The 23,727-nt window shown below is 63.0% G+C and carries 27 protein-coding genes; 10 read left to right on the top strand and 17 right to left on the bottom strand.

Features of this window, described 5'->3' with window-relative positions:
* The 3 genes from R9B84_RS22145 to R9B84_RS22135 all read right to left on the bottom strand — a co-directional run bounded on the left by R9B84_RS22145 (position 1) and on the right by R9B84_RS22135 (position 3,100).
* A complete protein-coding gene (locus R9B84_RS22145; RefSeq protein WP_423760464.1) occupies positions 1-573 on the bottom strand; it encodes a TRAP transporter small permease in 573 nt (190 codons plus the stop codon).
* Complete coding sequence (locus R9B84_RS22140; protein WP_423760463.1) at positions 570-1,556, bottom strand: TRAP transporter substrate-binding protein; 987 nt, start codon at positions 1,554-1,556, stop codon at positions 570-572. The genes R9B84_RS22145 and R9B84_RS22140 overlap by 4 nt, the downstream gene beginning before the upstream one ends.
* Positions 1,557-2,008: 452 nt before the next feature.
* Positions 2,009-3,100 carry a helix-turn-helix transcriptional regulator gene (locus tag R9B84_RS22135; RefSeq protein WP_423760462.1) on the bottom strand — a complete coding sequence of 364 codons (1,092 nt, stop codon included), beginning with the start codon at positions 3,098-3,100 and terminating at the stop codon, positions 2,009-2,011.
* A gap of 486 nt (positions 3,101-3,586) precedes the next feature.
* Here R9B84_RS22135 and R9B84_RS22130 point away from each other — a divergent pair, with 486 nt between their 5' ends.
* Positions 3,587-4,699 carry a histidinol-phosphate transaminase gene (locus R9B84_RS22130; RefSeq protein WP_423760461.1) on the top strand — a complete coding sequence of 371 codons (1,113 nt, stop codon included), beginning with the start codon at positions 3,587-3,589 and terminating at the stop codon, positions 4,697-4,699.
* 115 nt (positions 4,700-4,814) lie between these two features.
* Here the strand turns inward: R9B84_RS22130 and R9B84_RS22125 are convergent, their stop codons facing one another.
* Positions 4,815-5,066 (bottom strand): hypothetical protein, encoded by a 252-nt coding sequence (locus tag R9B84_RS22125; RefSeq protein ID WP_423760460.1) that lies wholly within the window; start codon positions 5,064-5,066, stop codon positions 4,815-4,817.
* A complete protein-coding gene (locus tag R9B84_RS22120; protein WP_423760459.1) occupies positions 5,045-5,722 on the bottom strand; it encodes a hypothetical protein in 678 nt (225 codons plus the stop codon). The genes R9B84_RS22125 and R9B84_RS22120 overlap by 22 nt, the downstream gene beginning before the upstream one ends.
* 249 nt (positions 5,723-5,971) lie before the next feature.
* Between R9B84_RS22120 and R9B84_RS22115 the strand changes: the two genes are divergently transcribed.
* Positions 5,972-7,030: an NAD-dependent epimerase/dehydratase family protein gene (locus tag R9B84_RS22115; RefSeq protein WP_423760458.1), complete on the top strand. Its 1,059-nt coding sequence runs from the start codon at positions 5,972-5,974 to the stop codon at positions 7,028-7,030.
* Complete coding sequence (locus R9B84_RS22110) at positions 7,027-8,016, top strand: AraC family transcriptional regulator ligand-binding domain-containing protein (protein WP_423760457.1); 990 nt, start codon at positions 7,027-7,029, stop codon at positions 8,014-8,016. Before R9B84_RS22115 ends, R9B84_RS22110 begins: the two co-directional genes overlap by 4 nt.
* A 58-nt stretch (positions 8,017-8,074) precedes the next feature.
* Here R9B84_RS22110 and R9B84_RS22105 read toward each other — a convergent pair whose 3' ends face one another.
* Complete coding sequence (locus tag R9B84_RS22105) at positions 8,075-8,563, bottom strand: RidA family protein (RefSeq protein WP_423760456.1); 489 nt, start codon at positions 8,561-8,563, stop codon at positions 8,075-8,077.
* 272 nt (positions 8,564-8,835) lie between these two features.
* Here R9B84_RS22105 and R9B84_RS22100 point away from each other — a divergent pair, with 272 nt between their 5' ends.
* Positions 8,836-9,135, top strand: coding sequence for an H-NS family nucleoid-associated regulatory protein (locus R9B84_RS22100; RefSeq protein ID WP_423760455.1), 300 nt, complete (start codon positions 8,836-8,838; stop codon positions 9,133-9,135).
* A gap of 164 nt (positions 9,136-9,299) precedes the next feature.
* Here R9B84_RS22100 and R9B84_RS22095 read toward each other — a convergent pair whose 3' ends face one another.
* Entirely contained in the window at positions 9,300-9,632 is a 333-nt protein-coding gene (locus tag R9B84_RS22095; protein ID WP_423760454.1) for a cupin domain-containing protein, read from the bottom strand.
* Positions 9,633-9,837: 205 nt separating this feature from the next.
* Between R9B84_RS22095 and R9B84_RS22090 the strand changes: the two genes are divergently transcribed.
* Positions 9,838-10,173, top strand: a complete 336-nt coding sequence (locus R9B84_RS22090; RefSeq protein WP_423760453.1) for a hypothetical protein — start codon at positions 9,838-9,840, stop codon at positions 10,171-10,173.
* A 70-nt stretch (positions 10,174-10,243) separates the two neighbouring features.
* The gene (locus R9B84_RS22085) at positions 10,244-10,903 is read left to right on the top strand and encodes a HEAT repeat domain-containing protein (RefSeq protein WP_423760452.1); all 660 of its coding nucleotides are present in this window, start codon (positions 10,244-10,246) and stop codon (positions 10,901-10,903) included.
* 163 nt (positions 10,904-11,066) lie between these two features.
* Here the strand turns inward: R9B84_RS22085 and R9B84_RS22080 are convergent, their stop codons facing one another.
* Entirely contained in the window at positions 11,067-11,990 is a 924-nt protein-coding gene (locus R9B84_RS22080; protein ID WP_423760451.1) for a LysR family transcriptional regulator, read from the bottom strand.
* A 67-nt stretch (positions 11,991-12,057) separates the two neighbouring features.
* On the opposite strand from R9B84_RS22080, the gene R9B84_RS22075 reads away from it, so the two are divergent.
* Positions 12,058-12,675: a LysE family translocator gene (locus R9B84_RS22075; RefSeq protein WP_423760450.1), complete on the top strand. Its 618-nt coding sequence runs from the start codon at positions 12,058-12,060 to the stop codon at positions 12,673-12,675.
* 80 nt (positions 12,676-12,755) lie between these two features.
* Here the strand turns inward: R9B84_RS22075 and R9B84_RS22070 are convergent, their stop codons facing one another.
* On the bottom strand, positions 12,756-13,388 hold the full coding sequence (locus R9B84_RS22070; RefSeq protein WP_423761026.1) for an FMN-dependent NADH-azoreductase: 633 nt from the start codon (positions 13,386-13,388) through the stop codon (positions 12,756-12,758).
* Positions 13,389-13,520: 132 nt separating this feature from the next.
* Between R9B84_RS22070 and R9B84_RS22065 the strand changes: the two genes are divergently transcribed.
* Positions 13,521-14,399: a LysR substrate-binding domain-containing protein gene (locus R9B84_RS22065; RefSeq protein ID WP_423760449.1), complete on the top strand. Its 879-nt coding sequence runs from the start codon at positions 13,521-13,523 to the stop codon at positions 14,397-14,399.
* A 230-nt stretch (positions 14,400-14,629) separates the two neighbouring features.
* Here the strand turns inward: R9B84_RS22065 and R9B84_RS22060 are convergent, their stop codons facing one another.
* The 3 genes from R9B84_RS22060 to R9B84_RS22050 form a co-directional block, all read right to left on the bottom strand.
* The gene (locus R9B84_RS22060; protein ID WP_423760448.1) at positions 14,630-15,874 is read right to left on the bottom strand and encodes a saccharopine dehydrogenase family protein; all 1,245 of its coding nucleotides are present in this window, start codon (positions 15,872-15,874) and stop codon (positions 14,630-14,632) included.
* Positions 15,875-15,917: 43 nt separating this feature from the next.
* Positions 15,918-16,835, bottom strand: coding sequence for an acetoacetate decarboxylase family protein (locus R9B84_RS22055; protein ID WP_423760447.1), 918 nt, complete (start codon positions 16,833-16,835; stop codon positions 15,918-15,920).
* A gap of 286 nt (positions 16,836-17,121) precedes the next feature.
* On the bottom strand, positions 17,122-17,823 hold the full coding sequence (locus R9B84_RS22050; RefSeq protein ID WP_423760446.1) for a glutathione S-transferase family protein: 702 nt from the start codon (positions 17,821-17,823) through the stop codon (positions 17,122-17,124).
* A 134-nt stretch (positions 17,824-17,957) separates the two neighbouring features.
* On the opposite strand from R9B84_RS22050, the gene R9B84_RS22045 reads away from it, so the two are divergent.
* Complete coding sequence (locus R9B84_RS22045; protein ID WP_423760445.1) at positions 17,958-18,938, top strand: helix-turn-helix transcriptional regulator; 981 nt, start codon at positions 17,958-17,960, stop codon at positions 18,936-18,938.
* Here R9B84_RS22045 and R9B84_RS22040 read toward each other — a convergent pair.
* Both R9B84_RS22040 and R9B84_RS22035 read right to left on the bottom strand, forming a co-directional pair.
* The gene (locus tag R9B84_RS22040) at positions 18,886-19,185 is read right to left on the bottom strand and encodes a hypothetical protein (protein ID WP_423760444.1); all 300 of its coding nucleotides are present in this window, start codon (positions 19,183-19,185) and stop codon (positions 18,886-18,888) included. The two genes, R9B84_RS22045 and R9B84_RS22040, sit on opposite strands and share 53 nt — an antisense overlap.
* A gap of 53 nt (positions 19,186-19,238) precedes the next feature.
* Positions 19,239-19,883 carry an HD domain-containing protein gene (locus R9B84_RS22035; protein ID WP_423760443.1) on the bottom strand — a complete coding sequence of 215 codons (645 nt, stop codon included), beginning with the start codon at positions 19,881-19,883 and terminating at the stop codon, positions 19,239-19,241.
* Between the two features lie 155 nt (positions 19,884-20,038).
* On the opposite strand from R9B84_RS22035, the gene R9B84_RS22030 reads away from it, so the two are divergent.
* The gene (locus R9B84_RS22030) at positions 20,039-20,446 is read left to right on the top strand and encodes a DUF3224 domain-containing protein (protein WP_423760442.1); all 408 of its coding nucleotides are present in this window, start codon (positions 20,039-20,041) and stop codon (positions 20,444-20,446) included.
* Between the two features lie 137 nt (positions 20,447-20,583).
* On the opposite strand, the gene R9B84_RS22025 is transcribed toward R9B84_RS22030, so the two are convergent.
* From R9B84_RS22025 to R9B84_RS22015, 3 genes are all read right to left on the bottom strand, one after another.
* A complete protein-coding gene (locus tag R9B84_RS22025; protein WP_423760441.1) occupies positions 20,584-22,149 on the bottom strand; it encodes a methyl-accepting chemotaxis protein in 1,566 nt (521 codons plus the stop codon).
* A gap of 317 nt (positions 22,150-22,466) precedes the next feature.
* Positions 22,467-22,877 (bottom strand): VOC family protein, encoded by a 411-nt coding sequence (locus R9B84_RS22020; RefSeq protein ID WP_423760440.1) that lies wholly within the window; start codon positions 22,875-22,877, stop codon positions 22,467-22,469.
* 150 nt (positions 22,878-23,027) lie between these two features.
* The gene (locus R9B84_RS22015) at positions 23,028-23,633 is read right to left on the bottom strand and encodes a TetR/AcrR family transcriptional regulator (protein ID WP_423760439.1); all 606 of its coding nucleotides are present in this window, start codon (positions 23,631-23,633) and stop codon (positions 23,028-23,030) included.
* Positions 23,634-23,727 lie beyond the last annotated feature (94 nt).

Genomic DNA, 23,727 nt, shown 5'->3' with positions numbered 1-23,727 from the left:
TTATTGTCCCGACGAAGAACGACGAAGCGCGAGCAGGTGCTCGAGCGAGAAGAGGATGATTGCGATCGCCGCGGTCATCGTGATCAGGTAGCGCACGCCTTCGGGCAGCCCGATGATCGGAATGCGGTCGCCCATCGTCTCGGCGGCCATGCTGCCGCAGCCGACCATGATCATGATCGCGAACGCGATCAGGCTCAGGTGCTGGATCGCGACGACCACGGTGCGCGCGTTCGGCGGCAGCCGGCGCACGAGCGAGTCGAGCCCGATATGGCCGCCGTCGCGCACCTTCATCGCCGCACCGAACATCGCGATCACGATCACGAGCAGCAGCGCGATCGGCTCGACGAAATCCGGTGCGTTCTCGAACACGTAGCGCATCACGACCGCGTAGAACACCAGCACCGTGAGCACCGCGAGACAAAGCGACGCGATCACAGCCAGCACGCGGAACAGCACGTCGTTCACGCAGCGCAGAAACGGCGCGGCATGCGCCCGCGCCGGCCCCGCGCCGTCCTGTGCGGCGGCCGACGCACTCGCGGCCGCCGCGCTGTTCAGGGAAGTGCGACGCGTCACTTGATCGCCTCGATCTCGTCGACGATCTGCTTCATCTGCGGCGTCTTCTCATACTTCGTCCACAGCGGCTGCATCGCCTTCACGAACGCCGCGCGGTCGATCTGCGCGGCCGGCAGGACCTTCGCGCCGCCCTTCGTCACCGCCTGCTGCGCCGACGCCTCGCGCGCGGTCCACAGCTTCTGGTAGTACGGCACCGAATCGGCCGCCGCTTTCCTGATCGCCGCCTGCTCCTGCGGCGACAGCGTGTCCCAGATCTTCTTCGAGAACACCAGCACTTCCGGCGTCATCGCATGCTGCGTCTCCGAGTAATCGGGCGCCACTTCGTAGTGCTTGGTTTCCTCGTACGACGGCAGGTTGTTTTCCGCCGCATCGACGAGGCCCGTCTTCAGGCCCGTGTACACCTCGGCGAACGGCATCGGCGTCGGCGTGCCGCCCATCGCCCTGATCTCGTCGACCATCAGGTCGGACGGTTGCACGCGCACCTTCAGCCCCTTCATGTCGGCCGGCGTGCGCACCGGGCGCTTCGCGTAGATCGAGCGCGCGCCGCTCTCGTAGAACGTCAGCGCGATCATCCCCTTCGCCGTGAACGCATCGAGGATCTTCTGGCCGGCCGGCCCGTACATCGCCTTGCGGAAATGATCGACGTCGCGGAACAGGAACGGGAACGACGGGATCAGCGATTCCGGCACGATCTCGTTGAACGATGCGCCGTTCACGCGCGCCATGTCGATCGCGCCGATCCGGACCTGGTCGACCGTGTCCTTCTCGGAGCCGAGCGCGCTGTTGCCGAACACCTTGATCGAATCCTTGCCGCCCGTCTGCTTCGACAACTCGTCGCCCATGAACTTCACCGCCATGTTGGTCGGGAAGTTGTCGCCGTGCACGTCCGCCGAGCGGAACACGCGCGCCTGCGCGGACATCGCGAAGCCAGCCAGCAGCGCGACGGCGAGCGCGGTACGGGACGCGGTGAATCGGTGCTTCATGGTGAGTCTCCTTGATGGTCGATCGTTGTTGTGCGGCGATCCGCCGGCATGCGCGTTCGTCGGCGCCATGCTCGCTGACCGCAGAGTCATACGTCGTATGACGTGTTGACGCGAATGTACGTCGGTTAATCGTTTAACTCACTTGGTGCATACCCCTATAACCGCTGTCGTCAAGGGTTTCGGGTGGAATTCGTGGAATCGCATTCTCTGTTTTGAGGATTTTTCGCGAAACGTTTTCCGGAAACGGGCCTGCATTTGAGCCGGGCGCCCGTGTGACTGTTTCCCGACGCCCCAAAAGCAATCTTTCGCTTCGCTGGTCATCGTTATAGGATGACTGACCACGACACACACCCGCGCGCAGCCGCGAGCACGCGCCGGCACACGCATCGTGTGCGGCGGATCCGCGAAAATTCGGGAAGCATTCCGTGCGAGCGTGGGCGCTCGCCGCGCCGTCACGTCTGCATGACCAGCGACGTCAGTTGCGCCGCGCGCGCCACATCCGTCTTCGCGTAGATCGATTTGATCTGCGCGCGGACCGTGCCGATCGACACGCCGCGCAGCGCCGCGCATTCCTGCGGCGACAGCCCGTCGCAACACAGCAGCACGGCGAGGTCGGCTTCGGCCGACGACAGCCCGTAGAACACCCGCAGCCGCTGCGCGCGGGCCGACGGCGAACGCAGGTCGGCGGCGGTCATCAGCGCCGCGACGCCGGGCCGTTCATGCAGGAGGCGCGACTGTTCGGGAATCGGCATCAGCGCGAGCGACAACGGTTCGCCCGTCGCGCGCCGCAGCAACAACCCGCCACGTGCGAACGCGTGCCGCCATTGCGCATCGTCGACGCAGCCTTCCGGCGCGAAGCGCCCGTTCACGATCCGCATCGCCGGTTCCGCGGCAATCAGTTGATCGGCGGCGCGATTCGTGTAACGCAATTCGCGTTGCTTGCCGAGCAGGAACACCGGCACCGGAATCGCGTCGAGCGCCGATTCCGCGGCGGCCACGCGCGCCTCGAGCTCCCCGATGCGCGCCTGGATCCGCAGCGCACGGGCGATATGCGTGCCCATGATTTCGATCGTGCGGCGCTGATCGTCGGAAAGACCTTGCGATTCGGGGCCGCTCTGGACGCTGAGGAATGCGCCGGCCCCCTCTTCGCGATGGATATACAGGCCCGAGATGCTGCCGAGCCCGTAAGGACGCAGGAATTCCTGATAGAACACGCTGTGCGCGCGCTGTTGCGGGGACAGGTGCTTGACGTCCTCGAACCAGCGGCCCGCCGGCCAGTTGCCGGCGATCGGCACGACCGGGTCGTACCGGTAGAACTCGGTGTTGTAGGTGCGGTAACACGCGGCGACCCATGACGGGTCGTCGCCGGCCGCCTGCTCGATCGCCGGCACCCTCGCCGCATCGTCGAACGACAGCAGCGTGGCCATGCGCACACCGACCGTCGATCGCAGCCCGTCCAGCACCGCTTCCCATCGTTGATCGCCCAGCGCCGCAGCGTAGATGTCATCGATCCATGCCGATGGAATCAATCCGTTCCGTTGCATCTGGCCACCCCGCGCCGTGCGTTTTGTCGAACGTCTTGCGCGAATCTTAGTCAACCGGCGGCATTGTTCAAATTGCCTGTGTGTATTTGATTCGAAATACCACGTTTGTTACCGTTTCTCGTCAGACGTATTGGCCTTTCTCAACAAGCTTTCTGTTCCTTTCGGTACAAAAGACCGGGATCTTCGCGCTCGACGGCGCCGATCGTGATAGCAGCGCACGTCCAGGGAATTCATCTCGACGCCGGCTTCTCATCAGGGTCGGCGTATGTCATGATCCAGCGCATGACGATCCGAAACGCCACGACCCACCTGCACCATCACCACGGACGCCCGCTGTTGCGCCGTGGTTCGTTTCGCATCTAGTCATTGAATCGGGAGCACTCCCGATCAAGACAACGACCAAGGCGCCTCTGGCGCCTTTTTTGTTTTTGGCCGCCTTAAACACCATGCCCCGCTGATCAATCAATAACGTACGGAGTGTTTTCAATGCAACGACCGTGGAAGGAAGTGTCCTTGTCGGATTTACCGCTCAGGGAGGACCTCAGGTTGCAGCACGCGTACGGGGCGCCGCAGCTCGATGTGCCGGTTTGCCTGAACGTCAACGAGAATCCGTATCCGCCGTCGTCATCGCTCGTCGAGCGCATCGCGACTGCCGTGGCAGACGCGGCGCGACAGGCGAACCGCTATCCCGACCGCGACTTCGCCGAGCTGCGAGCACATCTGGCCGCCTATCTGACGCACGACGGCGGCGTGACGGTCGACGCATCGAGCGTCTGGGCAGCCAACGGTTCGAATGAAGTGATCCAGCAGATTCTCCAGACCTTTGGCGGCCCGGGGCGATCGGCGCTGGCCTTTACGCCCGCGTATCCGATGTATGACGAATACTGCCGCACGACCTTCACGCGGCTGCATACGTTGCCGCGCACCGAGGATTTCGCGCTGGACCTGAATCAGGCGATCGACAGCATCCGCGAGCATCGGCCGAGCGTGGTGCTGCTGACGTCGCCGAACAATCCGACCGGAACCGCGCTTCCCGTCGACACTATCCGCGCGATTCTCGACATCGCGCCGGGCGTGGTCGTCGTGGACGAAGCGTATGCGGAGTTTCGGCGCCACGGCGTCCACAGCGCGGTAACGCTGCTGCCCGACCATCCGCGGCTCGTCGTTACCCGCACGCTGAGCAAGGCATTCAAGTTCGCGGGCGGCCGCGTCGGGTATTGCGCGTGCGCGCCTGCGATCGTCGAAGCGCTGAAGCTGGTTCGGCTGCCCTATCACCTGTCCGCCTTTACGCAGGCGGCCGCCTGCGCGGCGCTGGTCGCGCGCGACGAGATGCTGTCGCAGGTCGACGCGATCAAGACCGAGCGTGACGCAACCGTTTGCTGGCTGCGCAGCCAAGGCCTCGCGGTGGCCGATTCGGACGCCAACTTCGTGATGTTCGGCAAGTTTGCCGATCGCCACCGGATCTGGAGCGGACTCCTGCGCCACGGCGTCCTGATTCGCGAGTCCGGGCCGCCGGAATACCTGCGCGTGTCCATCGGCACCGCTGCGGAGATGGCCGCGTTTCGCGCGGCGTTGCTTGCGGTGATGGCGCACGAATGAGCCACGATGACGCGACGGAACGCGAGGCTTCGGGATCGCGGCCGTGCAGGCGCGCCGTACCGACCGAGGCGCCTGTCGCGTCACGCACGTTTCAGCGGAATGACCGACGGCGCACTTACTTCATCGCCACGTATCGCGATTCCATCTCGTCGATCTTCACGAGCACCGCTTCGCAGAGCTTTCCGAGGTGACGCGGCACATCGGGCGTCGACAGCAGTTCCTCGATCCGCCCGCGCCAGTAACTCGGATGCCTCACGCGCCCCGCACCCAACATCGATACGTCGTCAGCGATCGTCTCGCTGTCCAGGAGAGCCACCATTCTCTGTATGTGAGCGAGCTCTCGTTCTACATAGTCTCGTGCCAGCATATTGATTGAAATTCCCCGAAGTGCGACATCAGGCCTTCCGTCATCAACGCGCCATCGTGCTGCGATGCAAACGACGCACCGCACACGTTGCCTGTCAGCGTACGCAAAGACTGTGTCAGTCGACTGCATGGGCATTCCCGACGTTCGACACGGAGTGGCAAGCCTGTCCGCGCGTTCCGGTGACATCCATCCCCGATGCGCTGTTGCCAATCGTAGGCGGACTGTCCGGTGCCGGCATCCCCAAAAGTGGGGATGCCGGCCGATTTCGGGGAAGTGACGGTTTCCGGAAATGACGGGGAGTGGAATGGCCGGCGAGCACGTGCTTGCCCGCTGTCGCTGCGATGCGATCGCGCGCGACTTGAACGGTCTGCTGCCGGCACACGGCAGCCGAGGGAGTCGGAAACAGGGAATTTCAGCGCGCACGAACAGTGCGTCGCTCCGTGCGCGCCGATGTCCACGATGCCGTCGACGAAACCGGGATGCCGCATCGTGGAGATCAACGCGATGCCGACCGCCGTAGCACATACGCCGTACTGAACATCGCTCGGCGCGTCGAAACAGACGTAAACTTCGTTCCAGCCGGGAAAGGTGGATTGCATATAGCCGACGACATGTTCGGAGAATTCGACCACCCGTTCCGTCGCGTCGTCGTTCATCGATCTTTCTCCGTGTGCGATCCGCGGAGCGGAATCGGGCGCGGGGCGACGCGTCAATGAATCGTGCATCGAGCATGAAGCGGCAACCGGTCAGGTCGTCTGGCTGCCCCACGATCCGCCGCACCGGAACGCGGTGCCGACAGGGCCGCACCTGTCGCACTTCGCCGGTCGATTGGCGCACTTTGCGAGTCCTCTCCCCGCGAAAAATCGGCATCATGTCGAACATCACCCGTCACGGAATCCACGAAGATGCAAATCGATACCGACCTCCCCGTCATGGTGACCGGCGCAACCGGATATGTCGCGGGCCGGCTCGTGCAACGGCTGCTCGACGCGGGCCTGACGGTCCATGCGGCCGTCCGCGATCCCGACGACCCTGACAAGCTGAAGCATCTGCAACGCATCGCGGCCGGCGCGCCCGGCACAATCCGCTATTTCCGCGCCGATCTGCTCGAACCCGGATCGTACGCGGACGCGATGGCCGGTTGCGCGATCGTGTTCCACACCGCGTCGCCGTTCAATGTTCATGTCAGCGATCCGCAGAAGGAACTGGTCGATCCGGCGCTGCTCGGCACGCGCAACGTGCTCGAAACGGCCAACCGCACGCCGTCGGTCCGGCGTGTCGTGCTGACCAGCAGTTGCGCCGCCATCTACGGCGACAACGCCGATCTCGCCGCGACACCGAACGGCGTGTTCACCGAGGCCGTCTGGAACACCAGCTCGTCGCTGACTCACCAGCCCTACTCGTACTCGAAGACCGTAGCCGAGCGCGAAGCGTGGAAAATCGCCGGCGGGCAAGACCGCTGGGATCTCGTGACCATCAATCCGTCGCTCGTCATCGGGCCGGGCATCAATCCGTACGCCACGTCGGAAAGCTTCGAGATCGTGCGGCAAATGGGCAACGGCACGATGAAAATGGGCGCACCGGATCTCGGCATCGGTGCGGTCGACGTGCGCGATGTGGCCGATGCCCATCTGCGGGCCGCATTCCTGCCGGACGCAAACGGCCGCTACATCGTCTCGGGCCACGACACGAGCTTGCCGGCGATGGCGGCCACACTGCTTGACCGGTACGGCGCCGACTACCCGATTCCGCGGCGCATCCTGCCGAAATGGCTCGTGTGGCTGTTCGGCCCGCTGGCGAACAAGGACGTGACACGCCGCGTGATCGCACGCAACGTCGGATTTCCCTGGCGCGCCGACAACAGCCGCAGCCGCAACGAACTCGGCATTCGCTACCGTCCGCTCGCCGAATCGATGAATGAATTCTTTCAACAGCTTGTCGAGACCGGGCAATTGCGGCGATGAATCGCTTCGCGATTTCACCCGGCTGGCAGGTCATGATCATCGATCTCGGCCTGCGAGTCGACGAGCTGCTGCGGTGCGCGCAGTTGCCCGCCGATCTGTTCGCGCGGCCGGAGAGCGGGCTGACGACCCGCGAGTATTTCCGCATGTGGCGCGCGTTGGAGGAGATGGCCAACACGCCCGCCATTGCGCTGCGCGTACTCGATCTCGTCGCGGCCGAGACGTTCGATCCGCCCATCTTCGCGGCGCTGTGCAGCCCTGACCTCGAGGTCGCAATACGGCGCATCGCGCAGTTCAAGCCGCTGATCGGCCCGATCCGTTTGCACATTGCGCGCGAGTCCGACGTACTGACGCTCACCGTCGACTTCCTGGAACGCGACCTGCCGCCACCCGGCACGCTGCTCGCCACCGAGCTCGGTTTCTTTGTGAAAGTGGCGCGCCTCGCCACCCGCACCCGCGTATCCGCGCGGGCCGTCACGCTGCCGCGCGACCTCAAGCCCGATCATGGCTACGCGCAGTTTTTCGGCGTGACGCCGCAATACGGCGACACGCCCTCCGTGAGTCTCGCCCTGCAAGATGTGCGACGTCCGTTCGTGACGGCAAACAACGCGATGTGGCAGATCTTCGAGCCCGACCTGCGCCGCCGCCTCGACGCATTGTCGGCAGAAGCCGGCGTCGCCGAGCGCGTGCGTGCCGCGCTGCTCGAGCTGATTCCCGGCGGCGTCGCCACCGTGGACGATGTCGCACGCACGCTTGCGATCAGCAAGCGCACGCTGCAGCGGCGACTCGGCGACGAAGGCGCGAGCTTCAAGGCCATCCTCGCGGAGGTACGCGAAAAGCTCGCATGGCACTACCTCGATCGCTCGGATCTGCCCTGCGCCCAGATCGCTTTCCTGCTCGGCTACCAGGACCCGAACTCGTTCTTCCGTGCGTTCAACGAATGGACCGGCATGACACCCGAAGCCGCACGCTCGCGCACGACACGCTGACGCTCGACGCAGCGCTGCCCGTCCGACCGATCGCCGTATCCATGCGCGGAGGCATCAATCAGCTACCGGTATTGCCGTGGCTCAATCCGAAAATGAAATCCGCTTCCACCGAAGCGCCTTTGGGCAATTGCAGCACGCCCACCGACGAACGCGTATGGGCGCCCGCATCGCCGAGCACTGCATACAAAACGTCGGAGGCGCCGTCAGCCACTTCGCTTTGCATCGTGAAGCCGGGTGCGCTCCGCACGTATACAGTGATGCGGGGAACCGTCGCTATCGCGTCGAGCGTGCCGCAATGCTTGCGAATCAGCGACAGCGCACGCAGCGCCGATATTCCGGCCGCACGGCGACCGTCGTCCAGCGAAACGGATTCACCCACCACGCCGACGAAGTGCACCACTTCCCCCACGCGCGGAATCTGGCCGGCAATATAGGCCGTACTCCCGTCGACCAGAACGGGCGTGTACTTTCCGCCGCTCCTGATTTCCTCGTCCGGATCGAATCCGAATTCGGCCGCGACCTGCCTCAACTTATCGTCTCTGTTCATCGGTGAATTCCCCGATCCTTCTGAAAAAAGCTAAAGAATAATTGAGCCTTCGGTGCTTGTCCCAAAAGAGAAGATCGGCTGCGAACAAGCGTCGCCAGGCCGTTCGAAGCGTTGAGTCTGCGCGCCTCGAACCGCCAAAGTGGTGCATCTTTCAGGTGTTCGAATCAGTCGTGCGTCGCCGCATTGTGCGCTAGACGACAATCGAAGAGAATTTCTCCATATATCGCTGTTGAAAGCGCTATCATGTATGGATACAACCTGAAGAGTGATATATGGCGACTTACAAGGAATTGAAAGCCCAAATGGAAGCTTTGGCCGAGAAAGCCGAAGCAGCGCGCGTTGCGGAATTCCAGTCGATCATCGACGACATCCGTGCCAAGGTCGCGGAATTCGGCATTACCGAGAAGGACATTTTCGGTACGCGCCGCGGTCGTCCGGCCAAACAGGCGTCGGCACCCGTGCAGGCAAAGTATCGCGATCCGAAGACCGGTGCGACCTGGTCCGGCCGCGGTCGCGCGCCCGCATGGATCAAGGATGCGAAGAATCGCAATCGATTCCTGATTCAGGAATAAGGTTCTCGACGCGCACCGGCGCGCGATTCAGCGCGCTGTCCGGCGATATGGGGCATCGATGCCGGCGGTATCCAAAGACCGCTCCGGGTTGACGGCGTTTTGCCCTGTTTGGTGCGTGGCGCGGCCGATTAACCGGCAGATCGCGTCGCGCGCCAATACTTTCTTCAGCGTTCGTAATAAATCGCAAGCCAGACGGATGGCTCGTCTTCATGCGTCCATGCGACGCGATGGCGGCAATGCGGTTCGATCAGCACGTAGTCGCCCGGGCGCATGTCGTGCTGCGTCGAACCCTCTTCGAACTCGAGCACGGCCGCCCCCGACAGCAGCACGACCCATTCGGCGCGCGAGTCGTCATACCAGAACCCGTCGGGGCTCGCGTGCCCCATCGACACGATCCGCTCGACGTTCAGGCGCTGCCCCGTCACGAGGATGTCGATCCGCTCGTCGCCGCCGCGCTGCCCTTCGACGCTGAACAGATTACCGGTTTGAAGTTGCATGGTTCGACCTCGTCGTTGACCTTCGTGTGAAGGAAGCGGGCTCAATGGCGCCGGGAAATTTTCACTGTAGTCCAACGGACGCCATTGTTTACAAACGCATCGACGACTGCTCGCAAAAAGATGATGAATGGCCGTTACAGCGCCCGCCCCATTCATTGCCGGGTGCGAGAACGTCGTAACGAAACAAATGAAGGAGTAAGTTGCAGTGAGCTTTCACACGCAGGTTTGGGTTCATCCGTTCGATGACGAGCCAATGAATGTCGACAGCGCTCGCGGCACAATTTTGAAGTTTCTTGACGAATATGCACTCAGCCACGACGTCTTGAGCAACTTGTTCGAGGCATGTGGTTCCGTTTTCGCAACTTCAACCCTGTTCTATCTGGACAGCACGGCGATCATCATGCTGTTCGACAAACTGGCTCAATGTCTGCCGCACGCGACCTTTGCAGTCAAAGGCTCTGGAGAAGATCCCCGCGATATATGGACTCGCGAATACGCCGACGGGGTCGTGACATTCGAGGCCGGCCCCTTCCACGGCTGAACTGGCGGCCTCAAAACCGGTCGCTCGACCGGCACGTCAGATTCGCAACTGCTTTTGATAAGGTACGGTGATGCGGCAGGAACTGCTCGAATTGATTCAACGAATGACCGTGCAGCAAATGGTCAACTCGGACGATTCAATCTCATGGCACGCACATCGTGAAGCGGAACTGCTAGCTGACATGACTATGGTTGACGAGCTCGATGCATTCCTCGGTCAGACGCCCAAAAAGGACCAGCGGTCGGCCGCTTTCTTCATCATCGGCAAGATCGGATCGAACTGTCTCAGCGGAGAATGTGCGTCGCGCTTGATTGAATACTCGTCCAAAGAGTCGGACAAATATGCACTGGCAAATCTCCTTGATCGACTCTCCGATATCCCGAAGCCGGAGAACGTCGATGTCAGGCCACTGTTTGCGCTTGTAAAGGATAAAAGATGGCTGGTAAGGCATGCCGCGATACGCTCTCTAAAGCGTTGCACGCATGCCGAGGCCGAAGACGAGCTGCTGGAGATTCTCGCAACCACCTCGGATCCGTATGACGTCATTTACTGCCATGCCACGCTTCACCATATCGGCACGCGCAAGGCGTTGCCCGCTCTCACGCAAAACCTGATGTCTCGAAAGCGCGATGTGAAAATTTCGGCTCGAGCGGCGATCGAGGCTATTGAAGCCCGTAACAGCCAGCTTGCCGCGAACTCCGATGATGGATCTGCGCCTGAACAAAGTTAGCTTGTCGGACGGGTGATTCAGCGTCCGTTTTGGGACAACGGGACCACCTCTTGATGATCGACAGCGGCCCATCACGTTCGTCGTCAATCGCTCATCTCCCGACGCCGATGCTCCCTCTCTTCGTCGGAAATCTGAAGTTTCGCTCAGCCTCAGCCCCACCCCATCAAACCATCGCTTTCAACCACGCCAGCAGATCCGACTGCGCGCTTCCAGCCGCCACGGCTTCCGGCGTCAACAAACAGTAGTGCGAGCCGTCTTCCACAAACCCCATCGGCGCGACCAGCACACCGCTTTCCAGATCATCGCGAACGAGATGCCACGGGCCGACGGCAACCCCCAGCCCCGCGACAGCCGCCTGCAGACTGAAATAGAAATGGTCGAACATCTGCGGCCGCCCTTTCCCGGTCGGCTGATTCGCCGCCACCGCCCATTCCTTCCACGCGTCCGGCCTGGTCCGCGTATGCAATTGCGGAGCATCCGGCTTCAACAAGCGCCCCCCGCGACCACCGGAAAACCACGCATCGACTTTGTCCGGCCGACAAACCGGCCCCACTCGCTCGGCGAACAGGCGTTCGGCGTGATATCCCGCCGGCCACGCAAAGTCGTTGCGGCGAATGGCCATGTCGATGCCGCTGTCGAACGAGAACGGGCCGCCCGCAGCGACAAGGTGAATGTCGACGCCCGCATATCGCGCCTGGAAGTCCGGCCAGCGCGGGATCAGCCAACGCATCAAGAGCGTTGGCTCGCACGACAGAACCCAACGTCGCGCGCGGGCAGCCTCGGTGCGCAATTCGTGCGCGGCGTGACGCATCAGGCCCAGGCCGTCGTGTACCGCCTGGGCCAGCTTGCGACCCGCATCGGTCAGGAAAACACGACGACTGCGCCGTTGAAACAGCGCCACGCCCAGGTCATCTTCGAGCAGACGCACCGCACGGCTGACCGCGCCGTGGGTCAAGCACAGTTCGTCGGCGGCACGGCTGAAATTCTCGTGACGCGCCGCCGCCTCGAAACAGCGCAACGCCATCAGCGACGGCAGGTTTGCGCGGATTGATTGTGAGTCAGTCTCACTATTCTGGTCAGAAATCATCGCTTTTCCCGATGGGCTACGATCCCTAAGATTGTGCCATGTCGACATCAATCGAAAGGACAATGCGATGACAGAATTGATAGTTGTAGTCACCATTACGCTGCTGGCCGTCATCAGCCCGGGGCCGGACTTCGCGATGGTCACGCGCAACAGCCTGATGCTGTCGCGCCGATCGGGCTTGCTCACTGCGCTGGGTATCGGGCTGGGCGTGACGGTCCACGTGAGCTACACGCTGCTGGGCGTGGGCCTGCTGATCCGTCAATCGCTGTGGCTCTTCAATGCCGTCAAGCTCGTCGGCGCGATCTACCTGATCTATCTGGGCGCGAAGATGCTCATGACGAAGGTCAACACCGGGCAACCCGACGTGCCGGTGGCGCCGCTGTCCGATCTGGCGGCGCTGCGCACCGGCTTTTTGACCAATGTGCTGAATCCCAAAACCACGGTGTTCATCGTCAGCCTGTTCATGCAGGCAGTCCGGCCCGACACGCCGTTGATCGTGCAGATCGGCTACGGCGCCTTCATCGCGCTGGCGCACGCCGGCTGGTTCAGCCTGGTGGCCGTCTGTTTCTCCGCCACTGCCGTCCATGACCGCTTGCTGTCGCTGCGCCACTGGATCGACCGCACCTTTGGCGGCGTGCTCGTGGGCTTCGGCGTCGCGCTCGCCATCGCGCGTGGCGGTCGCTGATTCGTGCGTCCGGTCCGCGCTTCCAGGCGACCGTCAGTCATTTCCGCTGACGCCCCGGATGCGAAGCGCGGCATCCTTATTCAGAACGCGCGTGCAATCGCACGGGCTTCGTCGATCGCACGACTGCGATCGACCTTTCCGTCCGGACCGAACAACGTGCGCTCGACGACAATGCCGGTGACGTCTTTCACACCCACGAACTTCAGCCAGGTTTCCATGTACGGGCGCTGATGGTCGAACACGGCGGCCGGCGTGAACGAACCCGGCGCCTCGTAGCTGAGCCCGCGCGCGTAGACGACCGCCGCCTTTTTCCCGGCCAGCTTCCCGGCGAAACCCGCACCGTCGAACGTGAACAGCACGTCCTTCTGCGAGATCGCATCGATCAGGTGCTTGAGTTTGTACGGAATACTGAAATTCCACAGCGGCACGCCGAACAGGAATTTGTCCGCTTCGTGGAACGCCGCCGCGAGCTGCTCGATCTGCTGCCACGCCGCGGCCTGCGCCGGCGTCAACGCCGTTCCGCTCAGTCCGGCGTATTTTGCTGCCAGCGCGGCTTCGTCGAACTCAGGCATCGCCAGATCCCAGATGTCGAGCTTCCGTATCTCATGATCGGGATGAGCGTGACGGTACGCATCGAGAAATGCATTGCACACTTCGATGGACGCCGAATAGGCCTTGTTGGGTGAGCCTTCGATATAGAGCACGCGTGTCATGGAGCCTGTCCTCGCGAAGAGTGACGGCGACGCGCGGGATGCGCGGTCGCCCACTGCGATTCGCAGCTTATCGAGTCGGCCTATAATTCGGAAACGCTATTAATTGATTGAATTAACCCGGATTGACGATCAATGAGCAACCCTCTCGACACGGCCCTTCTTCATACGTTTGTGGCGGTCGCCGACATGCGGAGTTTTACCGGTGCCGGTCGCAGGCTGAATCTGAGCCAATCGGCGGTCAGCGCCCAGGTCGTGCGTCTTGAAGAACAGGTCGGCCGTGCGCTGCTCGTGCGCAATACGCGCAGCGTCACGCTCACCGCACATGGCGAGACGCTGCTCGGATATGCTCGCGCGATGCTCAACCTGAGCGAGGAAGCGCGGTCCAGGCTGGGGCCCGGCGACGCAGTCGATATCAAGCTGCGTATCGGTGCATCGGAGGATTTCGCGGGAGGCTGGCTACCCGACGTGATGCGCCGCTACAGCGCCGCGCGGCGGGGCTTGCGTCTCGATCTGACGGTCGACATCGGCGACAGCTTGTTTCGGCGGCACGCAAACGGCGAATTCGATCTCGTAATCGGCAGCCGGTGTTCGCACACCGGCCAGGGCGCGACGTTGTGGCAGGAACCGCTCGTCTGGGCATTTGCGCGCCACGAGCCGCTTCCGGAAGGCGAGGTCCCGCTCGCGTGCTTCCCCGATCCGTGCCCGTACCGAGGGGCCGCCATCAAGGCGCTCGCGCTGGCCGGCATGCGCTACCGGATCGCATGCGAAAGCCCGAGCGTCACCGGCATCCTGACGTTCGCGCGCGCCGGCATCGCGATCACGCCGGTGCCACGCAGTGCGATCGACGACACGCTCCGCGAACTGGGTAGGCCCGAAGGGTTGCCGGAACTGCCGGACGTGGCATTCGTGATGATGCATGACGCCCGGATGCCGGCTGCCGTTGAATTCGCCGCGACGATTTTCGATGAAACCGCGATTCGCGCGGGGGCAGGCAGACGCAACAGGCCGTAGCGAACGACCTTCGCGCTTGATGCCCCGGCCGTCGTCGCAAAGAACGTGCCCTAACGTCGAGCAGCAGATGGAACAACGTGGCGCGCGCTAAGAGAAGGCACTGATTCCGAGACTCCCCCGGCCGGACCGCATCCGGCCATTCGCCCCGCCGTGACAGTAAGTTGTCTGCTCACGTTGATTCGCAATCCGATCTTCATCTTTTCCTTTCGCATAGCGGACACGAATCGCGCTCAAATCACCTCGAAACGCAACCCCGCGTGGCGAACCAGTCGTTCGACAAAGCGCTCGTCGAACATCGTCGCGGGCGTCCAGAAACCGCCGCCGCGCCCGGTCTTGATGCCGTCTCCGCAGCAATCCAGCGCAAGACCGATCGCGGCCTGGCCGAGCATCTTGCCGGTGGAGCCATAGCCCGGATCGCGGTCGCCGGTGACTTTCACGCGCAAGGTTCGCCCGTCGTCGGCGCGGCCGAAGAAACGCAAGTCGTAGCGGCCGGCCAGTTGGGCCGCGGCGCTCGGCCCCTCACCGGGCTTCGGCAGCAGGAAGCGCTCCATCAGGCTGCGTACCGGCTTGACGACGACACCGACCATGAACGCGCCGAGGCCCGCCACCATCGTCAGCGCGGCCAGGCGGCCCTTGAGGCCCGTGCCGGTCATCACGGCTTCGTCATAGGCGAACCGGCTGCCGTACGCGTTGCCCGCGAGCGCATTGGAGCGATGCACGACACGTTCGTTGATCGCCGCCATCACGAAGGGCGCGATCCATGCGTCGCAGTCGCGATCGAATTCAGCCGATCGAACCGCGTGCTGCCGCACCGCGAACCCATGACCTTTCGGGCACAGCGAATACGGATCGAGCAGTTCCCTGCGCAACGCGGGATCGGCCGCGGCTTCCCGGACGACGTTGATCACGCTCGCCACCGTACCGCCCGACGCGCCGCCCTTCAGCGTTCGGACGCGCATCTTCACCTGCCCGGCCGGCACGCCCCATTGCCGCCTTGCCTGTTGCTGCAGGAAGAACACGCCCATGTCGGACGGAACCGAATCGAACCCGCAGCAATGAACGATGCGCGCGCCCGATTGCCGGGCCGCGGGCTCGTATTGTTCGATCATCCGCTTGATCCACTGCGTCTCGCCGGTAAGGTCGCAGTAGTCGGTGCCGGTTTCCGCGCAGACCCTGACCAGCGGCTCCCCGTAAAGCGCGTAGGGCCCGACAGTCGACACGACCACTCGCGTTTGCGCACAAAGCGCCCGCAATTGTGCTTCGTCGGCCGCGTCGGCGACGATGATCGGCACGGACTGCCCCGCCGCGCCGAGCGCATCCCTGACCTGCCTGAGCTTCGCTTCGGACCGGCCGGCGATCGCCCAGCGCAGCGTCTCGCCGGCGCCCGACAGGTAATCGGACAGGTAGCGGGTCAGGATCTGACCGACAAAACTGGTGGCGCCAAATACGACGAGATCATGGGTCGGCTGGGTCATGGACGGTTCCTTCGGCGCGGGCGTGTCGCGCGCATCCGTGCCGTTAGCGTTGCTTTCCGGGTTCATCGAAGGCCTTCAAGGGCGTCGGCAGGTTCAGGACCAGTTGCGCGTCTTTTACCACGTCGAGACGCATGACGGTGGAGGCGCCGAGCCCGTCGAGCAGCTGGCTCAGCGGGCCGCCGTACCGCACCAGCTCGACATCGCGCGGCAACAGGCGCTGGGCGAACGATAGCGTACTGGATTGCACCGACGTCTGGTGCCATTCGCCGTCGATGCGATTGATCATCGTCGTCGTGCTCATCCGCGATTGGGATGCGACGTCGGTCAGCGCAGGCAGCGGCACGCTCAGGCTCAGATCCGGCCGGCCTCCCGGGCCGGCAATGCGGGCGCTGGCGGTAGCGCCGAGGTTCACATCGATATCGGCGAGCCACTTGGGCAACTGATAGCCGTGTACGCCGCGAACCCGCGCGATTTCAGTGGTAACCGGCAGCGCCAGCACATGCGCGAAGAAGCTCCGGCGCCGCATCGAGTCGATCAGCTCCAGTGCGTGCGACCCGCGCGCGCCGGGCCGGCGGATCACCACCGCGACGGAAACTTCGTCATACGGATCGTTATCGCAGACCGAATACGAAAAGAAGGTCAGCGCGACCAGCCCTTGCCCGGGGAGCGCGCGCAGCGGTTCGAGCGGTATCGGCAGCATGGTCCGCAGGCGTTCGAGCGGCGCACGGAACAACAGCTGAATGCTGCTGGAACGGTAGTAGAAGTTCGGCGCCCAGGTCGGCCCGACCCGCGAAGCGACCTGACGCTTCGGAATCCGACGGAAAAACTCGATGTTCCCCGCGGCGGGATCGCGCGCCACCTCGTCCAGGTCCGGATTCATCCGGAACCGGTCGTAGTACCCGCCTTCGGGCACGTCGACCGTATGCGGCCCGAATTCAACCTGTGTCAACCGCCTGTCCATGTTCGTCGCCTCTCGTCGATGATCGATCGTCGCAGGCAACACCCGAGGCCTGCTGATTCATTGCCGTCAGCAAGCACTCTAAGATTGAAGTCGACTTCAAGGTCAAGGATCCGAATAGAGGAGCGAGTCGGTCTTCGATCACGCGGCTTGCCGGCAACCGCGTTGCAGTCGAATCATTTGGCGGTCGTGCGACGGCCTTTGCCGCCTATCGACACCACGCCGTGATCGCAAAGCCGTCCATCGAACAGGAGCAGGAACGGGATACGTCACGATGAAAGCCGAAATCTCAGGCTGAAGGCCACCCTCTACCCGCTACCGAAGTCACCTGGTCAAGCCCGCGAAGAAAATCGGGTACCGCTTCTCCGATCGACGCAAGATAGCCGGCCATCGCGCCAGCGACTTTCCGCACGGCGGGACGTGCGGTCATCCGCGCACGCCACGCGAGCAGGTTCGGCGTCTCCGTTGTCATCGGCGCACCCTTGCGTGCACCGAACAACTGCGCCATGTAGAACGCGATGTCGGCATAGGAATACGCCCCGGCCAGAAATTCCCGATCCGCAAGCACGCGTTCCATGCGCCGATAGTATTGCGACGCTTCGGCGCGCGCGGCCTGCGCAGCCGGATCGTCCGGCGTCGCTTCAAGCCCCATCAGCCGGATAACGTGCGGGAAATAGATTTCGTCGCTGCAATGTTCGAGTTGACGCGCGATGGCGCGCGCCGCCGGATGCGCCGGCCATAACGCGGGATCGGGCTTCAGATCCTCGAGATATTCGAATATCTGCGTGGAATCGAAGATCTCCAGCGTGCCGTCCATCAGCACCGGCACCTGCCGCTTCGGATTGATGCGCAGTACGTCGGGATGCTTTGGGTCGTAACCGCGAAGCTGGCTGAACGGCGCCATCACCAGCTCGAAGTCGATACCCTTCTCGTGCGCCGCAATCTCGACCTTCGCACCGAACATGCTCAGTGGTCCGGAAATTATCTTCATCGCTCTTCCTTTGCTTTCTCGAATGCGCTCGTGATTGTTCGAGCTTGCTCTCGATTGAACGGATCACGCATGCCGCAAAGCATAAGTCCGATAACATGACACCTCATGTCAGGTATTTGAGGGAATGTGTCTTCATGAAAGCCAGTCGCCTGTTGTCGATCATGATGATGCTGCAAGCGCGCGGCCGGATGACCGCACCGGCGCTGGCCGACGCGCTGGAGGTGTCCGAGCGCACGATCCTGCGCGATATCGACCAGCTCTCCACGGCCGGCGTGCCCATCTGGGGCGATCGCGGCCGCAACGGCGGCTTTCAGTTACGCGACGGCTGGCGTACCGATCTCACGGGGCTCACCGAGCACGAAGCGCATGCGCTGATCCTGGCGGGCTTGCCCGGGCCGGCGAGAGAACTGGGCCTCGACGGCATGGCCAGCTCCGCACGGCTGAAGATGATGGCCAGCCTGCCTCCCGGCTCGCGCGAGAAGGCCGATCGTGTCGCCAGCCGGCTGCACATCGATACCGTCGACTGGTACCGGGCGCAGGAAACGCCCGAATTCCTGCGTGAAGTCGCCGATGCGGTGTGGGGTTCGTATCGTATCGACGTGAAGTATCGGAGCTGGCGCGGTGTGTCCCGCCGCGAACTCGAACCGCTCGGCCTGGTGCTCAAGGGAGGTGCCTGGTACTTGATTGCCAAGGTCGTCGGCAAGCCCGGCGCACTGACCTTCCGGCTGGCGAATATCTGCGAATTCAGTGCGACGCGCCGCCGTTTCAAACGCCCTGCGCGATTCGATCTGGCGGTGCACTGGCGTGACGCGATGAGCCGGTACGAGACCGATCTTTATCGGCTGACCGCCCATATCGCCGTGTCGCCGCGCGCCGAAAACTGGCTGGACAATGCGCGGATCAAGACCGCGCCGGTCGTGCAGAAGGCCGGCAGCGCGGAGGTGCCGTCAGGATGGAAGGAGTTCCTGATGCCCATCGAATCCATCGAGCACGGCGTGCGGAAACTGCTCGGGTACGGCGCGCATCTGAAAATCCTCGGGCCGCAGGCGCTCAAGGATCAATTCATCGAAGAGTTGTCGCAGTTGAAGGTGCTTTATCAATCAGGTGACGAATGAAGCGGTGCCTTCTGCGATTCGACGCGTTTCCATAGAGCATCGCCGCGCCGCCCGGCAAAGCGAACCGAAATGTGCGTGACGATGCGGCGGCAAATGCCGGCAACGCAGCGGCGATGGCAAGCAACAAGACCGCGCCGACCGCTGTGCCGATTCGAAACGTCGAAACACGTGCGTTGCCGAATTTTGAAGTTGCGCCCTTCAAAATGGCATTCACGGGGCAGAACCGGATGATCGTATCGCTTCGCATTGGACGATATCGATCGGGGGCCGGCAACAGGTCGGACGCAACCGATCGCACAGTCAGATCTCGTCAACAAACTCGTCGAGAAAGCGGCGCAACCGATCGTGGCGGATCTTCGCCAAACGGGCGCCGGCAGCAGTCTGAAAACCGGACGCCAGCTTCAGCAGTTTCGTATGGAAGTGATCGATCGCGAATCGCGTGTCGTCGAGTTCGCGGTCCGATGCGTGCGGATCGACCGGGTCATACAACGCGCTGCCCATCCGCCCGGCGACATAGAAGCATCGTGCGACACCCAGCATGCCGATCGCATCGAGCCGGTCGGCATCCTGCAGCGTTTTTGCTTCCAGCGTCACCGGCGCGACACCGGCCGAAAAACTATGCGCTTCGACCGCATGCGCGACAGCGTCGATCTTCGCGTCCGGCCAACCCAGCGACTTCAACACCAACCGGGCCTTGTCCGCCGACAGACGCGATGCCTGCGCCCGAAGCGGAGCGTTCTTCTCTACCGACACGCAGTCGTGCAGCAGTGTCGCCGCAAACAGCACTTCAGCGTCTCCGCCCTCCTCGGCATGGATCGCCGCCGCGTTCTTCCACACGCGTTGCAGATGCGATGTGTCATGGGAGCCATCGCCATTGGCGTCGTTCCAGTGAGCCAGCAGGGTCTCGGCCAAATCCTGAAAGGGGGCAAACGCGGGTGTCGTCACGGCTGCGGGTGTTTAAAGAGGGGATGCCGATTATCGCCTCAAGCGCGACGAGGCACACGGTTTGCGGTCTATCCGGCGTATCGAGCAAACCGTTACCTCCGGCGGAACCCGATTGGCTTATAGTGCGGAGTTCCCATGCGACGAGGAGATCCGCGATGAAACTGCAGGCCAACGGTCCGTTCGAAGTCAAGCTGAATCCCGAATCCCTGAGCAGCGTCGCGGAAAATACCGGGCTCGGCCGCATGTCGCTCGACAAGCAATTTCACGGCGACCTGGAAGCCGTCAGCCACGGCGAGATGCTCGCGTTTCGAAGCAGTGTTCAGGGGTCCGCGGGCTACGTCGCGATGGAAACCGTGCAAGGCACGCTGGGTGGCCGCCAAGGCAGTTTTGTGCTGCAGCACAGCTCCACCATGACCCGCGGGCAGCCGAAACAATCGATCACCGTCGTACCCGATTCCGGGACGGGGGAATTGCTGGGGCTCTCCGGCTCGATGATCATCAACATCGACAACGGCCAGCACGCGTACACCTTCGACTACGAGTTGCCGGAATCGCCGCAGTAAATCGACACACCATGGGGCCGCCAGACGGTAACGTGTTCCGGCCTCTCGCTTGCCATACGGAAAGCGGCTTCGTTCGTCAGCACGTCACGAAAGCATTCGACATCGACAATCCGGCTGCGGTCGCACGCACCAATACGTCACGCGACAGCCTCGTCACGCAGCCGAAACTGCGCGACCGCCGCGCTCAGCCGTGAACCCTGTTCGTCGAGCGACAGCGCCACGGCCGCCGCCTCCTCGACCAGCGCGGCATTGCGTTGCATCGTCTGCTCCATCTGGATGACCGCGGCGTTCACCTGCTCGATGCCCGACGACTGTTCCTCGAAGGCGTTGCTGGTTTCGCTCATGATCGCGTTCACGCGCTCGACCGCGCCAACGAGTTCGGCCATCGCCGAGCCGGCCAGCGTGACGAGGCCGCTGCCGTCTTCGACGCGTCGCGCGGAATTGCCGATCAGATCCTTGATTTCCTTCGCCGCCGACGCGCAACGCTGCGCGAGCCCGCGCACTTCCGTCGCGACAACCGCGAAACCGCGCCCCTGCTCGCCGGCACGCGCGGCTTCGACGGCAGCGTTCAATGCGAGGATGTTCGTCTGGAACGCGATGCTCTCGATCACGCCGACGATGCCGGAGATCCGCGCAGAGCTGCGCGAAATCTCGGACATCGTCTCGACGACGCGCTGCATCGCATCACCGCCGCGCGACGCGATGCCGGCCGTGCCCTCCACGTACGTGCGTGCATCGCGCGCGTTGTCCGCATTCTGGCGCACCGCCGCCGTCAGCTGCTCGACGCTCGCCGCCGCCTGCTGCAGCGACACGGCCTGCTGCTCGGTGCGCTCGGACAGGTCGACGTTGCCGCTCGCGATCGTGCGCACGTCGCCGACGATCGTCTCGGTGCTCGCGCGCACCTGACTGACGGTGTCGACGAGACCGTCCTGCATCCGCTTCAGCGCATTCAGCAGATAGGCCATCTCGTTTGCGCCGGGAATGACGACCGTTCCGGTCAGGTCGCCTTTCGAGATTTTTTCGAACTGATCGACCGCGAGATTGATCGGTTCGATGATCGCCTTCGCAAGCACGCGCTGCGCAAAGAAGCCGACGACGAGCGCAAGTACGGCGACCGCCGCCATCCCCCACACGATCCGGTGGAAATGAACGCCGGCCGCATCGTAACGGGCTTTTTCGCGCGCGACCTGGAACGATTCGAGCGCGTCGATCGCATCCTGGTACGCGGCGAACAGCGCGGGTGGCGCGGTGCGCTGCGTGTCGAGGAAGTTGAACGCGTCGTCGCCGTCGAGTTGCGACAGCGCCTTCAGGAACACACGCTCGAGCAACGCACGACGGCGACTCTGCAGCGTATCGAACAGCGCCTGCTCGTCGGCGTCGCGCGCGTGCAGGCGCGTGTAGCCGTCCAGTTCGTCGTTGCTCTGCTTGAGGAGCGCATGGAGTTGCGCGAGTTCCGCCTTGCCCGACTGGCCGGCGCTGATGATCTGCGCGACGTCGCTCATCCGTTCGCGCAGCACGAGCATCCGCTCGGAACTGGTCTTCAGGTGTAGCAGCGACGCGGTGTCGTCGCGGTACATCGCCTCGAGCGAACCATTGCTCACGTAGAGGCCGGCGATGGATGCGCCGACCACCAGCACGAGCAGCACGGTATAGCCGGCGATGGTCGCGACGAGTCCGCCACGGATGGTGAATTGTTTTCGCATGACGTTCCCTTGCGCAGGCCACGCGCGGCCTGCGGCGGATGTGGATTCCGGATCACGAAAGACGAGCGCTGCGTCGCAACATGCGCAACATGCGGCACGTGGGCTACGAACGGGTTAACGGCGGGGTCGGCGGGAAGGTTTTATCTGCACGCGACGCGAATCTTGACGATTGCGACAGATTGGGGAGCGGAAGATGCATGTAGCCGGCGCGTTCGCTGTCGGGCGCAGCCGTGCCGGCGGGGCCCGGTGGGTGGAATTCGGGCAACTGCGGACGGAAAGCGCAACCTCCGGGTCGTGCCCTGCGCCGCAATCATCGGCTATCCGTCGTTGGCGAGCCTTGAACGGATCTCGTCAACCGGGAGGTCGCGCTGGTGTGTGGCAATCTGCCATGTGTTTCCCCACGGATCCCTTACCATCGCGCGCCTGTCGCCGTAGGGCATGTCGGCTGGAACTTCGAGCGAGATCGCGTTCGCTGCAATCGCTCGCCGATAAGTCGAATCGGCATCTTCGACATAGACGTACAGAAATGCCGGCATCGGATCGCGCAGGCCGTCTCCGCCGCTGACCATCACGACAGAATCGCCGATCCGGATTTCGGCGGGCAGCCCGGCGCGGAATTCGCCCTGTGCGTGAAACACCGTCCGGATGAATTCGATCAGGTTTTCCGGATCCCGGACGACGATTCGGGGCGTGACGGTATGCCATCCATCGGGCTGAAATGTGGCCATGATGCACATCCTCCGACGAGATTTCCGGGGGTATTGTCCTCCGGGTACCGGAGGTCTGCAAAGGGGCGGCGGCGGTCGATTGCGTTTGTCGGCGACCGGCTGCGGATTCAACCGGGCGATGCAGTGGCTCGACATCTTATGCTGCACTCCTTAGCGAAGTGCAGCAGCAACCGCCTCGTCGACTTGCTGCGCAAAGCGCGCATCGACATCGGGCACCGTGAAGCCAATCGATAGTTCCAGATACGCGTCGCCTAGCACCAACTGAACGAATGTCGCTGCACGCAATGCAGCAGTCGATTCGTCAAATCTCTTTCGCAGAATTTTCGCGGCGAAGGCACGCACGACCTTTGCGCCATTTTCGTAAAACACCTGACCGAGTTCCGGAAGACGCTCGGCCTCCGCAACGATGGCCCGGTAAAGCCGCAGATTGTCCTGCGCGATGAGGATTTGGGCCAATGCCCATCCCAGTTCGCGCAACTCGTCTTCGGGTGAGCCATCGGATTGCGCGTCCAGAGCGCCGGCAAGAACGCCACCCACCTGAGCGCACATCGAGGTCACCAGACCAACGAAGAGTGCCTCCTTCGACTTGAAGTGGCGGTAGACCGTCTGTTTGCCGACGCCAGCGGCCGTAGCGACGTCGTCCATTGTTGCCAGGCCGAAACCCTGGCTTAAAAACACGGTTTTCGCACCATCGAGGATGGCGGACCGCTTGCGGCGTTGCAGCGGGCTCAAGTCGGGGACAGTGGAAGTGTTCATGCCCGATAAATAACAGATCGCTGAATCGTTGACAAGACTGACCAGTCTCGTCTACATTGGCCAAAACGAGACTTATGAGTCTCGTTTTGTGACC

This window comes from Burkholderia sp. NLJ2, assembly GCF_049487195.1.
GTDB lineage: Bacteria > Pseudomonadota > Gammaproteobacteria > Burkholderiales > Burkholderiaceae > Burkholderia > Burkholderia pyrrocinia.
The sequence above is the reverse complement of the archived record's forward strand: the minus strand, read 5'-3'. Positions and strand labels throughout refer to the sequence as shown.

What these genes read in the sequence shown, in the direction of transcription:
- R9B84_RS22045 (WP_423760445.1), top strand. Translation starts at nt 17,958, where the DNA reads ATGAAAGCCAGTCGCCTGTTGTCGATCATGATGATGCTGCAAGCGCGC.
- R9B84_RS22015 (WP_423760439.1), bottom strand. Translation starts at nt 23,633, where the DNA reads ATGAACACTTCCACTGTCCCCGACTTGAGCCCGCTGCAACGCCGCAAG.
- R9B84_RS22025 (WP_423760441.1), bottom strand. Translation starts at nt 22,149, where the DNA reads ATGCGAAAACAATTCACCATCCGTGGCGGACTCGTCGCGACCATCGCC.
- R9B84_RS22030 (WP_423760442.1), top strand. Translation starts at nt 20,039, where the DNA reads ATGAAACTGCAGGCCAACGGTCCGTTCGAAGTCAAGCTGAATCCCGAA.
- R9B84_RS22135 (WP_423760462.1), bottom strand. Translation starts at nt 3,100, where the DNA reads ATGCAACGGAACGGATTGATTCCATCGGCATGGATCGATGACATCTAC.
- R9B84_RS22085 (WP_423760452.1), top strand. Translation starts at nt 10,244, where the DNA reads ATGCGGCAGGAACTGCTCGAATTGATTCAACGAATGACCGTGCAGCAA.
- R9B84_RS22060 (WP_423760448.1), bottom strand. Translation starts at nt 15,874, where the DNA reads ATGACCCAGCCGACCCATGATCTCGTCGTATTTGGCGCCACCAGTTTT.
- R9B84_RS22065 (WP_423760449.1), top strand. Translation starts at nt 13,521, where the DNA reads ATGAGCAACCCTCTCGACACGGCCCTTCTTCATACGTTTGTGGCGGTC.
- R9B84_RS22140 (WP_423760463.1), bottom strand. Translation starts at nt 1,556, where the DNA reads ATGAAGCACCGATTCACCGCGTCCCGTACCGCGCTCGCCGTCGCGCTG.
- R9B84_RS22020 (WP_423760440.1), bottom strand. Translation starts at nt 22,877, where the DNA reads ATGGCCACATTTCAGCCCGATGGATGGCATACCGTCACGCCCCGAATC.
- R9B84_RS22095 (WP_423760454.1), bottom strand. Translation starts at nt 9,632, where the DNA reads ATGCAACTTCAAACCGGTAATCTGTTCAGCGTCGAAGGGCAGCGCGGC.
- R9B84_RS22080 (WP_423760451.1), bottom strand. Translation starts at nt 11,990, where the DNA reads ATGATTTCTGACCAGAATAGTGAGACTGACTCACAATCAATCCGCGCA.
- R9B84_RS22055 (WP_423760447.1), bottom strand. Translation starts at nt 16,835, where the DNA reads ATGGACAGGCGGTTGACACAGGTTGAATTCGGGCCGCATACGGTCGAC.
- R9B84_RS22130 (WP_423760461.1), top strand. Translation starts at nt 3,587, where the DNA reads ATGCAACGACCGTGGAAGGAAGTGTCCTTGTCGGATTTACCGCTCAGG.
- R9B84_RS22125 (WP_423760460.1), bottom strand. Translation starts at nt 5,066, where the DNA reads ATGCTGGCACGAGACTATGTAGAACGAGAGCTCGCTCACATACAGAGA.
- R9B84_RS22050 (WP_423760446.1), bottom strand. Translation starts at nt 17,823, where the DNA reads ATGAAGATAATTTCCGGACCACTGAGCATGTTCGGTGCGAAGGTCGAG.
- R9B84_RS22110 (WP_423760457.1), top strand. Translation starts at nt 7,027, where the DNA reads ATGAATCGCTTCGCGATTTCACCCGGCTGGCAGGTCATGATCATCGAT.
- R9B84_RS22115 (WP_423760458.1), top strand. Translation starts at nt 5,972, where the DNA reads ATGCAAATCGATACCGACCTCCCCGTCATGGTGACCGGCGCAACCGGA.
- R9B84_RS22100 (WP_423760455.1), top strand. Translation starts at nt 8,836, where the DNA reads ATGGCGACTTACAAGGAATTGAAAGCCCAAATGGAAGCTTTGGCCGAG.
- R9B84_RS22070 (WP_423761026.1), bottom strand. Translation starts at nt 13,388, where the DNA reads ATGACACGCGTGCTCTATATCGAAGGCTCACCCAACAAGGCCTATTCG.
- R9B84_RS22040 (WP_423760444.1), bottom strand. Translation starts at nt 19,185, where the DNA reads ATGCGAAGCGATACGATCATCCGGTTCTGCCCCGTGAATGCCATTTTG.
- R9B84_RS22105 (WP_423760456.1), bottom strand. Translation starts at nt 8,563, where the DNA reads ATGAACAGAGACGATAAGTTGAGGCAGGTCGCGGCCGAATTCGGATTC.
- R9B84_RS22075 (WP_423760450.1), top strand. Translation starts at nt 12,058, where the DNA reads ATGACAGAATTGATAGTTGTAGTCACCATTACGCTGCTGGCCGTCATC.
- R9B84_RS22120 (WP_423760459.1), bottom strand. Translation starts at nt 5,722, where the DNA reads ATGAACGACGACGCGACGGAACGGGTGGTCGAATTCTCCGAACATGTC.